The sequence below is a fragment of the Sphingorhabdus sp. genome, from assembly GCF_046292425.1.
Classification (GTDB): Bacteria; Pseudomonadota; Alphaproteobacteria; order Sphingomonadales; family Sphingomonadaceae; genus Sphingorhabdus_B.
This window is the reverse complement of sequence record NZ_JBKBQV010000069.1, coordinates 2095-13824: the sequence shown is the minus strand read 5'-3', so window position 1 is coordinate 13824 and position 11730 is coordinate 2095. Positions and strand designations below refer to the sequence as shown.

Sequence of the window (11730 nt, the reverse complement as noted above, 5' to 3'; positions counted from 1 at the left end):
CAGCTGGCTATAGTTCGCTGCCTGGATGGCTGATGCCACCGCCAAATCATGAAGGCTATCCAACGCGCAACGATGTGCTCGAGTACCTCACACGCTATGAGGCGCGCTACCAGTTGCCAATACGGAGACCGGCAAAGGTGACGTCGGTCGAACGAAGAGATGGCCATTTTAAAGTTAAAACAGACCACAGCGCCTTTGCTGCCAAAGCAGTCGTAAGCGCCACAGGCACTTGGTCGCATCCCTACATTCCTGACCTCCCGGGCAGAGACCTTTTCAAAGGTCGGCAAATCCATTCCGCACATTATGTTCAGCCAGATGACTATGCCGGACAAACTGTAATTGTGGTCGGTGGCGGCAACAGTGGAGCGCAAATCCTTGCAGAGGTTGCGCAAGTTTCGCACGCCCTATGGGTCACAATTCAAGACCCTTTGTTTCTGCCAGATGATGTTGATGGTCGCGTGCTGTTTGAGCGAGCAGTAGCGCGCATGAAAGTCGGACCGGGCGACATACCTGCGGGCGGTATCGGTGACATCGTTATGGTTCCGCCCGTGAAAGAAGCACGAGCTCGCGGCGACTTGAACTCGGTTCGGCCGTTCAAACAAATGACTGCTGATGGCGTTATTTGGCCAGATGGATCTGAAACAGCCGTTGACGCTGTCATTTGGTGCACGGGATTTCGACCGGCGTTGCAACATCTGGCCTGGCTTGACGTGCTCGAGGATGATGGACGGGTTGCGGTAGACCACAGTCGGTCTGTTCAAGAGCCCCGACTTTGGCTTGCTGGCTATGGTGACTGGACTGGTCCAGGGTCAGCTACATTGATGGGCGCTGCGCGGACCGCGAGAGATTTGATTGCTCTCCTTTTACCGACCGTTCGGTAATGACCTGTGGTTGTAGGAACGGCTGCTTTTGCGATACATGACTTGAAAGCGGACCGGCAGCTTTCCCCAACATTCCGGTCGTATCAGCAATAAGTTGTAGTGCTTGTTAGCTGCCATTAGTTGGCAGGTTGCACCAAGCTCAATCTTCCAATCCGCAGTTCATTGAACCTTAGATTTCTATTCAAGAGCGAAGCTAACATGGTTTCTTAAGTCAACAATCGGTTTCGACGCGGCTTCTTTCATTATGTTGCTGATGCCTACCGTGCGTCGCGCTTTCTCATTTTGCTGCAATTTTGCTGCACGGAGAAGCGGGGATTGAATGTAAATGCCCGGAAACGCGCGGAATTGCGTGGGTTACGGAAGCAACACGCATGCGCGTAAATGACACCGCTATACAGAAATAAAACACATATTTATCAATATGTTAAATTGGTTCCCCGGTAAGGATTCGAACCTCAATAGACGGAGTCAGAGTCCGTAGTCTTACCGTTAGACGACCGGGGAACAGGGGGTGGGCATATATGCCGGTCGTTATGCATGGTCAACCCGCTGAATTGGGTCGACACAGGCACTGTTCAAAAATCTTGAGTTTTTGTCCTTCAGCGCGTAGCAACGATATCAGGTACCGGCGGCACATCCGACCGGATAGAAAATAAGAAGTGAGTTTCCGGCTATGGGCGAAACGGTCGCACCATCGCCGCAAAAGGGACGTGGGCGAAAACGGAAAAAACCGCCCCGTCGCAAAAATGCGGCACCCAAAGCTGCAACAATGCAGCAGACTTCGGTCGACGGCGCAGCGCGTGCTGATGTACCAACGGCGCCGACAAATGCCCCCAATGGCGCCGCCCAGGGCAATAGCACCATTTTACGTCGAAACTGGCTTGAGCGGACAGCCTATGCGGCGCTTGACTTAGGTACGAACAACTGCCGTTTGCTGATTGCGCGGGCAGGGGGCGATGATTTTACGGTAGTAGATGCGTTTTCGCGCGTTGTTCGTTTGGGCGAGGGGCTGACGTCCACCGGACGTATGAGCGACGAGGCGATGGACCGCGCGGTAGACGCGTTGACCGTATGCGCAGAGAAGCTGAAAAAACGCAACGTTGTGCTCGCCCGATCAGTCGCAACCGAGGCATGCCGTCAGGCGGCCAACGGGGCGCAGTTTATTGAGCGTGTTAAGCGGGAAACGGGGATACACCTCGATATCATCAGCCCGAAGGAGGAGGCGCGGTTGGCGGTCATGGGCTGTCACGCATTGCTTGAAGAAGGCGACGGGCCAGCCTTGATATTTGACATCGGTGGTGGATCAACAGAACTGGTTCTGGTATCTACGCGTAATGTCGTGCCCGAAATTCTGGATTGGGTCAGCGTCCCGTGGGGCGTCGTGTCACTCACGGAAAGCGAGCGGACAGAGGGTGACAGTCCAGAGCAATTACAGGCAAGCTATCAATCGATGCGCGACCGGGTGATGACGAGCTTTGCCGACTTTGCCGCGCGGTTGCCCGCAGATGGCGGCGACCGCCGGTTGCTGGGGACGTCTGGAACCGTGACAACACTGGCCAGCGTCTATCTGAAACTAAACACCTATGACAGGCGTGCAGTAGACGGGCTGCATTTGCCGACCAACGCGATGCGGGACATCAGCCGCGAATTGGCGCATCGAAACATACAGGGGCGCGCAGCGTTTCCGACCATTGGTAGCGAACGTGCCGATTTGGTCGTGGCGGGCTGCGCCATATTGGAATCCATCTTTGACATATGGCCCGGCGAACGGCTTGGCGTGGCAGATCGCGGCATTCGTGAAGGCATATTGCGCGCGCTGATGGCCAGCGACGCCAAACGCCGTAACCGGCGGAATTGAATAATGGCAGATAATCTTTTTGGTGGTAAAAACTCCGGTCGGACCCTGGCGGGCAAGCAAAAGGTCAAAACAGCCAAGCGGCGCACAGCAGGATCAACCCGCTGGCTCGAACGACAGTTGAATGATCCTTATGTGAAACGTGCGCATGGTGAGGGTTACCGCAGCCGTGCGGCTTATAAGCTCGTTGAATTGGATGAAAAATTCCACATCTTGCGCGGCAAAAAGGCCGTTGTTGATTTGGGAGTGGCGCCAGGTGGCTGGGCTCAAGTCGTGCGTAGGCAACAGCCCAAAGCAGCTATTGTGGGCATCGATTTGTTACCGGTTGATCCGCTTGAGGGTGTCATTTTGCTCGAGATGGACTTCATGCACGACAGCGCGCCGGAGAAGCTGATCGCCGAACTCGGCAGCGCGCCTGACCTGATTTTGTCAGATATGGCCGCCAACACGGTGGGCCATAAACAGACCGACCACTTGCGTACAATGGGCTTGGTTGAGGCGGCGGTGGATTTTGCAGTGAAAGTGTTGCTGCCCGGAGGTGATTTTGTCGCAAAGGTTTTTGCAGGCGGCACTGATCCGGAGATGCTGAGTATCCTGAAATCCAACTTTACCACCGTGAAACATGCAAAGCCGCCGGCCAGCCGCAAAGGGTCAGTTGAATGGTATGTGATTGCCCAAGGCAAGAAAAGCTGACAGTAAAAAGGGACCAGTCAGCTCTTTTGACGCGCTTTTTCGACTGCGTTTTTCAGCGCCTCGTAGCCTAACGCACCCTCTAATATCTGGTCGCCTATGATGAACGTCGGCGTTCCATTAAACCCGATCTGCTGCATGAGAGCCAAGTTACGTTCAATCTCTTTTGCCGCTTGCGGGGAGGCAGCAAATGTCTGGGCGGCGGGAACATCCAGCCCGGCGGTGCGTGCTGCTGCGGCGATATTGGCCGCGTCCGCGCGACCACTGGCGAAAAGTGCATCATGAAATGCCTTGTGCTTGCCTTGGCGTGCAGCAGCCAGCGCCCATAGAGCGGCCTCACGGCTTGACTGGCTAAGGATCGGCAGCTCGCGATAAACAAGCCGGATATTGCCATCGCCTTTTAACAAACGCTGCACATCCGCTACGCTAGCCCGGCAGAAACCGCAGTTATAGTCTGTAAATTCTACAATCGTCACATCGCCTTTTGGATTGCCGGCCTCGGCACCAGGAAATGGCTTGGCGATTTCGTCACCGGCTGCAGACAAGCGCTTGGTGACTTCGCGTTGCTGCAGAATGGCAACCGCGTCCGTAATAATCTCTGGATTTTGAAGAATATAGGCCTTCACCAACGCCTCTGTCGCCATCCGTTCGGCGGGTGACATGCCGGCGGCAGCCACGGCTTCGTCAGCCGATTTGGCAGCACCATCCGCTGTGGGGGCCATGTGAGGCCGGTCGGGAGCAGGCGAGGGCCAGTACACATAAACCGCTAGCGCCAACAATATGGCTAATCCGGAAACCACAGTTGCGATTATTATCCGGCGGCTATGTGTTTGTTCGTTCATATCTTCTGATTAGCGGCGATAGGGCTATTCTGCCAGCGTTTTAGCGGCGGCGGCGCTTCTTCATCTGCGCTAGCTTTGCTTCCGCTACCATATTAATATCCTGTGCGCGGATCCAATCGGGCGAGTATTCCGGCAACCCCGCCATCGCGGTTTGCGCATTGGGCAGTGCAAGTTGTGGTGCACCCTCCATCATGTAGCGCTCTGCGCTGGCCAGTGCGGCGCGGGCAGTGTCGCCTTTCTGCGCGTAGACGACGCCTAGCTGGTACCAGGCAAAGGGGTTGCGGTTATCTTTCGCAACCGCGGCTTTCAAGACCAGTGCAGCCTCATCAAGTTGCGCCTGATCTTCGGTAGCGATCAATGCATGTCCGAATATTGCAGCTATTAGTGGCTGATTTCCGGTAAGGTTGACCGCCTTGCGCAACGGTACAATCGCATCTGTCGGGCGACCGGATTCCAGCAATATCTGACCATGAAGTTCCAGAAAATACGGATCATCAGGTGCCGAAGCGACAAGCGCAGATGACTCGTCCAGTGCCTTTTGCGGGTAGGCTGACTTGTGCCAAGCATATGCCCGTGCATAGCGCGCGGGCACCGATTTGTCAGACTCTGGATAATCGCGCATCGTTGCTTTCGGATCGGCAAGATAGCCAGTTAGCTTTGCCTTAATCCGCTTAAAATCGTTTTCCCATTTTGGGTTTAGCGGCGCATTCCATGCAGGATCAGCAGAATAAGTGTCTTCCAGCACCGAAATACGTTCACCCGATAATGGGTGTGTGCGGCCGTAACTGTCCTCTTGCGGAATGCCGAGGCGGAATTCAAAATTTTGAAGCTTTTTGAAAAAGCTGATCGAGCCGCGGCCAGTTATTCCCGCAATGGACAAATATTGGGCGCCCGATGCATCCGCGGTGCCCTCTTGTCCCCGGCTATAAGCGAGAAACTTGCCCATGGCGGCTTGTTGGCCGGCGGACAATATTCCCATGCCAGCTTCACCAGCACCCGCTGCAATGGCGGCAGCTGCCAAAATGAGGCTGGCGATACTGATTCCGCTCGCGACTGACACACCTTCGTCGAAGCGTACCACGTGTCCGCCAGCAACATGGCCAAGCTCGTGTGCGATTACGCCTTGGACTTCGTTGGCGGTTGTCGCTGCATCAATGAGCCCGCTGTGCAGGTAAACAGCCTGTCCTCCAGCGACGAAGGCGTTTATAGACTTATCATTGATCAGGATGATGTCGACATTTTTGGGATCAAGTCCTGCAGCCTCAATTAACGGTGCGGAAATCTCATCAAAAAAGGCTTCAGTCTCCGCGTCACGCAGTATTGACTGAGCCATTGCGGGCCGCATCGACACAAGCAATGCAAGGAACAAGATGAACGCCGTCCTGACGGCCCGTATAGCGTAGTTGCCCATATTTCTTGAATGGCCCGAACTGCATGAACGCGCAATGAAGAAGTTCAACAAAACAAAACCCCGCCGGCTAATGACCAGCGGGGCTTTTTATCCTGAACAACCTGACTTCCTTAGCCGAAGGTGCGCTGCCACCAGCCGGTGCGTGGGGGGCCGTCGCCGGCATCGCCGTTAGCATCCGTAGACGTCACATCTGGTGTAACATCCTTGGCTGCGGCTTTTTTCCGGGGAGCCTTTGCCTTGGTCTTCGGGCTTTCGGCAATTGCGTCAGCTTCTGCTGGCACCTGTTCCTTTTCCTTGGCCTTGGCACGAGGCTTTGCAGACGCCTTGGCTTTCGCTGCGGGAGCCTGGTCAATCGCCACCTCGGCCTCCAGGTCTGGCGCAGTGGAGTCAGCCTCGCCGGTGACAGCCTTTGGTTTGGCACGGCTACGGCGCTTTGGTTTGGCATCCGGCTCTTCGGATGCTTCCACTGCAGCCTGTGGCGCTTCGGTTTCCGCAGGCTCAGACGTTTCGGCTACTGTCTCGCCGCCAACTTCCTGACGATCACGGCCTCTGCCGCCTCGACGTCCGCGCCGGGCTTTGGGCTTGCTTTCAGCATTTGCATCAGCCGCTTCAACAGCCATGTCGCCTTCAGCTTGTTCGGGAGAAACGACATTGTCACCAGCAACTGGTTCTTCGCCTTCCGGACGGTTTTCGCGTTCGCGACCCTTGCCACCTCGGCGACCACGGCGACGCTTGCGTTTGCGGCCTTCACCGCCTTCGCCTTCTTCACGTGGACGATCTTCGCGGGCAGCACGAGGCTCACGGACAGCATCTTCATTTTCTTCGACTTCTTCGTCGAAATCTTCGATTTCCTCTTCAATGTCGTCGTCATCGAGATCGATAATTGGCGGCAAAGCAGCGGGACGTTCAGGACGGGGCCCAGAACTGGAGACGGCAAGCTTTGCGCCTTCCGTCTCGCCATTTGGAACAATCAAAACGCGCACATGATAGCGATCTTCAATTGCTGCCAGTTCGGCACGCTTGTTGTTAAGGCAATAAATGGTGGCCTCTTGGCTTGCTTGAAGCACGATCTGGCTGCCATTGCCTTTGGCGGCTTCGTCTTCGATGAGCCGTAGCGCCGACAACGCAGCGGAAGATGCTGTGCGGACTAGGCCGGTGCCTTCACAATGTGGGCATTCGCGGGTAGACGCCTCAAGCACGCCGGTACGCAGGCGCTGACGGCTCATTTCCATCAGGCCAAAGCTTGAAATTCGGCCGACCTGAATGCGGGCACGGTCGTGTTTCAGCGCTTCCTTCATCGCACGCTCGACTTTGCGGGCGTTCGAATGGTGCTCCATGTCGAGAAAGTCAATCACGACGAGACCAGCCATATCGCGCAAGCGCAACTGCCGGGCGATCTCACGCGCGGCTTCCAGGTTTGTCGAAAGCGCGGTTTGTTCGATGCCATGTTCTTTGGTCGAACGGCCGGAGTTGATGTCGATGGATACCAGGGCTTCCGTCGGATTGATGACGATGTAGCCGCCAGATTTTAATTGGACGATCGGCTGATACATCGCATTCAATTGGTCTTCGACATGGTAGCGCTGGAACAACGGGACCGGGTCGGCATAATGCTGCACACGCTTTGCGTGGCTAGGCATCAGCAACTTCATGAAGTCTTTGGCTGCCTTATATCCGTCGGGCCCCTCAACAAATACCTCGTCAATATCCTTGTTGTAGATGTCACGGATTGCGCGTTTGATGAGGTCGCTGTCCGTGTGGATCAGCATCGGTGCTGCGCCGCGCAAAGTGCGCTCCCGAATCTCGTCCCAAAGTCGCGCAAGATAATCGAAGTCGCGCTTTATTTCCGGCTTCGTACGGGCAAGTCCGGCAGTACGGATGATACAGCCCATCGTGGATGGGAGGGTGAGGTCGGAAATAATGGTCTTCAACCGCTTGCGGTCGGCTGCACTGTGGATTTTACGACTAATACCGCCGCCATGCGATGTGTTCGGCATTAAAACGCAGTAACGTCCCGCTAGGCTCAAATAAGTAGTGAGCGCTGCTCCCTTGTTGCCACGTTCCTCTTTAACGACTTGGACCAGCAAAACCTGACGGCGATGAATGACGTCCTGGATCTTGTAACGGCGGCGCAAATTCATGCGCTTTGCACGAACCTCATCGCTCGCCTTTGGCGCGCGGCCTTCACCATTACGGCCACCACGTCCACGCCGACGTCGGTTGTTGCGACCGTTATCGCTACCACTGTCGCCACGATCGTTTTCGTCCGCATCATCGCTATTGCCGTTGAGATCGGGTTCTTCACCCTCCGTCATGTCGATGGTGTCGACGCTATCATCGCTGTCGACTTCGATAAAGTCGGTTACGTCGTCTTCGCGTTCGGCAGAACCCTGCATGATGTCAGAAGGCTCATCGCTTTCCTCTTCTTCCTGTTCACGCAGTGCAGCTTCTTCAGCAGCGGCCTCGGCTTCTTCGGCCAACAATCTTTCACGGTCTTCACGTGGAATTTGGTAATAATCAGGGTGGATTTCGGCAAAAGCCAAAAACCCGTGACGATTGCCGCCGTAATCCACAAACGCCGCCTGAAGCGACGGTTCCACTCTGGTTACTTTTGCGAGGTAGATATTGCCTTTGAGCTGCTTGTGCTCGGCCGATTCAAAATCAAATTCCTCAATCTGGTTTCCTGTTACGACTGCGACCCGGGTTTCTTCCCGGTGACGCGCGTCGATAAGCATACGCGTTGTCATGTAATTTACTCCAGCGAGGCTGGCGCCCGGTTGTCAGCCAAAGGCCGCTCGCTTCATTGTTGATGCGTTGCCGGACCAGACGCACAGCGTTCGTGTCGGCAAAGCGATATGGTGGGAATGTAAGAATTGCGTCTGCTGCTTGTGCATGGCGGGCGTGTATCGCGCGCGCTTGATTTCCAACCCATGCGCCATGCCCTAAACGGGCGGCGTTGGTGGAAATATCATGCCTCATGTAGCGTCAACCTGTTAAATTGCCGTACGGAAATGACCGGACGGCGGATCATGGGGGCATTCGTCGGAATTCCCCTGTATGTAATCGCTAGCACTCCCGCATGTTATCGGCAAGGGCATCCGGCGAATTACCTTATTATTACGCGAGGACGCACCCCTTTTTAAGATGGTTAACTAGGCTTTAACCATAGATGTAAACCATAACTTACCAACGCACATGTAATGGAAACGCCACAAATACGGATGGAGCGCCAGTTTGGCTCAAAGAAAATTCTGGACGAATAACATACCGGGAACGCATAAGTGTGCGATGTTCTGTGCTATGTTGCTTGCCGTTACACCCATTCTCGCGTCGCCGGTATTGGCTGGTGCCATTCAGCAAATATCAGCTCATGACGGGGCGGTTATCGTCCAATTTGATGGCGTCGTAGATAAAGCAGATGTCTTTGCACTGGCTGGACCAGACCGTATCGCTTTGGACATTTCTGGCGCAACGGCTGGTCGGTCTGTGGCTCTAGGTGGTGCAGTTCAAAACATTCGTCAGGCCCAATTCAGCGCCGACACTGCACGGATTGTGCTTGACCTTGCCGAGCCCGCCATTGTGACTGGCGGTGCCTTTTCTGCCGATGGCAAAAGTTTGCGCCTCAGTCTGCGGCCAGCGGCTCCGAAGGAATTTTCCGGCACCGTGGCACGGGGCAAAACGCAAATTATCCCGCCGATGCTGTTTCGAGCCGAGCCGCCCAAACGCCGTTACGAAGTCACCGCGGCAATCCGCTCGAATGTAGGCACGGGCCTCCCAACAATAAGCGGTCCTTCGGATGAGAGCCTACCGTTGGTCGTGATTGACGCCGGACATGGCGGCCACGATCCCGGCGCGATCAGCCCGCACGGCGGACAACAGGAAAAGGACGTAACCTTGGCAATAGCCAAGTCTGTGCGTGACGAAATGCTGAAAAGCGGGCGCGTGCGAGTTGCTCTGACCCGCGATACTGACAAATTTATTGTCCTGCAGGACCGTTATCAACTGGCGCGCAAATTAAACGCTGACCTGTTTATATCCATTCATGCTGATAGCGCGGAAAATCCTGAAGCAAACGGGGGGACCGTGTACACCTTATCCGAAGTGGCGTCGGATCGCGAAGCGCAGCGGCTTGCTGCACGCGAAAACAAGGCGAATATCATCAACGGCGTTAATTTGGGCGGGGCTGACGCCAATGTGTCGTCAATACTTATTGACTTAACTCAGCGTGAAACGATGAATGTTTCGGCCGACTTTGCAAAGTTGCTGCTGCGCGAAGCGATGCCGAATATGCGGATTCGCGGAAACTCTCACCGATTTGCATCCTTTATCGTTTTAAAAGCCCCCGACACGCCATCGGTGCTTTTCGAAACGGGCTATCTCAGCAATGCGGAAGACGTCAGCTTCTTGTCTTCGCGGGAGGGTCAGCGGAAAGTGGCAAGGACCTTGGCGAACGCCATTCAGGTCCATTTTGCGCGGCGGATTGCGTCGCGTTAATCCGTACAAGGCGAGATTCGCCGTTTTTGGTGATTAAGAATCTGGACCTGTCCGGCAAATCGGCTAGATAGGGCCCGCAATGGATAACGCGCCCCCACATGCCGAAGAGCCCCAGTCGATCAGTTACAAGCTGAAACGTGACGCCGAGAGTTTTGTCGGCCGCTGGCAGGGCTGGTGGCAAAGCAAACGTTTCCGTCTTTCCACTTATGCAGTTGGCGTTCTGTTTGTACTTTTTCTAATTTTATGGGCACTGTTCGCCCGCAATCTGCCAGATGCAGAGGCGCTTATTGAATATGAATCGCCCTTGCCCACGGTAGTACGCGATATCAATGGCGAACCGTTTCACAGCTACGCCCGCGAACGCCGCGTGCAACTGGAATATGCTGATTTTCCAAAGACCCTGGTGCACGCATATCTCGCTGCGGAAGATAAGACTTTCTTTAGCCACGGCGGAATTGACTATCCTGGCATCGCATCCGCGCTTTTTGACAATATGTTTAGCAGCAAGCGTTCACGAGGGGCGTCGACTATTACGCAGCAGGTTGCAAAAAATTTGCTGCTGACCAACGAATATAGTTACACGCGCAAGGTCAAGGAAGCGATACTCGCCAAACGGATCGAAAGTGCCCTGACCAAGCCGCAGATCCTTTCACTATATCTCAACGAAATTGCACTGGGACGGCAGGCCTTTGGTGTTGAAGCCGCTGCGCAAGCATATTTTGCAAAAAGCGTGGATCAACTCTTGCTCCATGAGATGGCATTCTTGGCAATCCTGCCCAAGGCACCCGAGCGATACGGACGCGCTAAAAATGCTGATCTGGCCATGTCTCGCCGGAACTGGGTGCTCGGCGAAATGCGCGCCAATGAATGGATAACGGATGCGCAACTTGCTGCCGCCCGTGCCCAACCGCTTGGCCTCGTCGCACAGCGGGGAACCGGTTACAAAAACATCGGTGGCTATTTTGCTGAGGAAGTACGGCGCCAGCTAATAGAGAAATTTGGCGAAACGGACGAGGCTGGCCCATACAGCGTATATTCTGGGGGGCTTTGGGTTCGCTCATCAATGCATCCCGAACACCAACTCGCCACAACCAAAGCGTTGCGCGACGGTTTGCTGCGTTATAATGCCGGTAAGGCTTGGAAGGCCAATCTCGGAACAATTGATGTTACCGACGATAAATGGCCATCACGTTTTGCCTCGACCAACATCGGCATTGATTATGCAAACTGGCGTGCGGGAGTTGCGCTCGGTAAAGGGCGGGTTGGCTTTGCTGATGGCTCAACCGCAAGCCTTAACAGCGCTCCGGCGGCCATGAAAGCGGGTGATGTAATTGCCGTTGCGCCTAACGGAACGAACAGCTTCGTTGTTCGAAGTGTACCCGAAGTGGGCGGCGGCATGGTGGTTCAAAATCCGTTAAACGGTCGAGTTTTCGCGGTGCAGGGCGGGTTCGACAACCGTATTTCCAGCTTTAACCGCGCAACGCAAGCACAGCGTCAACCGGGTTCGACCATTAAGCCATTTGTTTATGCCACCGCACTCGACAACGGCATGACGCC

Annotated in this window: 8 protein-coding genes and 1 tRNA gene; 5 read left to right on the top strand and 4 right to left on the bottom strand. The window is 55.0% G+C overall.

Annotation, left to right across the window (positions count from 1 at the left end):
* The coding region (locus ACK4S7_RS11975) for an ArsO family NAD(P)H-dependent flavin-containing monooxygenase (protein WP_409647159.1) at nucleotides 1–881 on the top strand (881 nt) is incomplete at its 5' end.
* Nucleotides 882–1311: 430 nt separating this feature from the next.
* On the opposite strand, the gene ACK4S7_RS11970 is transcribed toward ACK4S7_RS11975, so the two are convergent.
* A tRNA-Gln gene (locus tag ACK4S7_RS11970) sits at nucleotides 1312–1385 on the bottom strand.
* Between the two features lie 169 nt (nucleotides 1386–1554).
* Here ACK4S7_RS11970 and ACK4S7_RS11965 point away from each other — a divergent pair.
* Both ACK4S7_RS11965 and ACK4S7_RS11960 read left to right on the top strand, forming a co-directional pair.
* A complete protein-coding gene (locus ACK4S7_RS11965; protein WP_409647157.1) occupies nucleotides 1555–2739 on the top strand; it encodes a Ppx/GppA phosphatase family protein in 1185 nt (394 codons plus the stop codon).
* 3 nt (nucleotides 2740–2742) lie between these two features.
* Nucleotides 2743–3429 carry an RlmE family RNA methyltransferase gene (locus ACK4S7_RS11960; RefSeq protein ID WP_409647154.1) on the top strand — a complete coding sequence of 229 codons (687 nt, stop codon included), beginning with the start codon at nucleotides 2743–2745 and terminating at the stop codon, nucleotides 3427–3429.
* A gap of 17 nt (nucleotides 3430–3446) precedes the next feature.
* Here the strand turns inward: ACK4S7_RS11960 and ACK4S7_RS11955 are convergent, their stop codons facing one another.
* The 3 genes from ACK4S7_RS11955 to ACK4S7_RS11945 form a co-directional block, all read right to left on the bottom strand.
* Nucleotides 3447–4268, bottom strand: coding sequence for a DsbA family protein (locus ACK4S7_RS11955; RefSeq protein ID WP_409647151.1), 822 nt, complete (start codon nucleotides 4266–4268; stop codon nucleotides 3447–3449).
* A 40-nt stretch (nucleotides 4269–4308) separates the two neighbouring features.
* Nucleotides 4309–5679 carry a M48 family metalloprotease gene (locus ACK4S7_RS11950; RefSeq protein WP_409647148.1) on the bottom strand — a complete coding sequence of 457 codons (1371 nt, stop codon included), beginning with the start codon at nucleotides 5677–5679 and terminating at the stop codon, nucleotides 4309–4311.
* Between the two features lie 110 nt (nucleotides 5680–5789).
* Nucleotides 5790–8426: a ribonuclease E/G gene (locus tag ACK4S7_RS11945; RefSeq protein WP_409647145.1), complete on the bottom strand. Its 2637-nt coding sequence runs from the start codon at nucleotides 8424–8426 to the stop codon at nucleotides 5790–5792.
* Nucleotides 8427–8967: 541 nt separating this feature from the next.
* Here ACK4S7_RS11945 and ACK4S7_RS11940 point away from each other — a divergent pair.
* Together ACK4S7_RS11940 and ACK4S7_RS11935 are read left to right on the top strand one after the other, a co-directional pair.
* On the top strand, nucleotides 8968–10173 hold the full coding sequence (locus ACK4S7_RS11940) for an N-acetylmuramoyl-L-alanine amidase (protein WP_409647162.1): 1206 nt from the start codon (nucleotides 8968–8970) through the stop codon (nucleotides 10171–10173).
* A gap of 79 nt (nucleotides 10174–10252) precedes the next feature.
* Nucleotides 10253–11730 (top strand): transglycosylase domain-containing protein (locus ACK4S7_RS11935; RefSeq protein WP_409647142.1); only part of this gene is annotated, 1478 nt, incomplete at its 3' end.

What these genes read in the sequence shown, in the direction of transcription:
- ACK4S7_RS11965 (WP_409647157.1), top strand. Translation starts at nt 1,555, where the DNA reads ATGGGCGAAACGGTCGCACCATCGCCGCAAAAGGGACGTGGGCGAAAA.
- ACK4S7_RS11955 (WP_409647151.1), bottom strand. Translation starts at nt 4,268, where the DNA reads ATGAACGAACAAACACATAGCCGCCGGATAATAATCGCAACTGTGGTT.
- ACK4S7_RS11945 (WP_409647145.1), bottom strand. Translation starts at nt 8,426, where the DNA reads ATGACAACGCGTATGCTTATCGACGCGCGTCACCGGGAAGAAACCCGG.
- ACK4S7_RS11950 (WP_409647148.1), bottom strand. Translation starts at nt 5,679, where the DNA reads ATGGGCAACTACGCTATACGGGCCGTCAGGACGGCGTTCATCTTGTTC.
- ACK4S7_RS11960 (WP_409647154.1), top strand. Translation starts at nt 2,743, where the DNA reads ATGGCAGATAATCTTTTTGGTGGTAAAAACTCCGGTCGGACCCTGGCG.
- ACK4S7_RS11940 (WP_409647162.1), top strand. Translation starts at nt 8,968, where the DNA reads ATGTTCTGTGCTATGTTGCTTGCCGTTACACCCATTCTCGCGTCGCCG.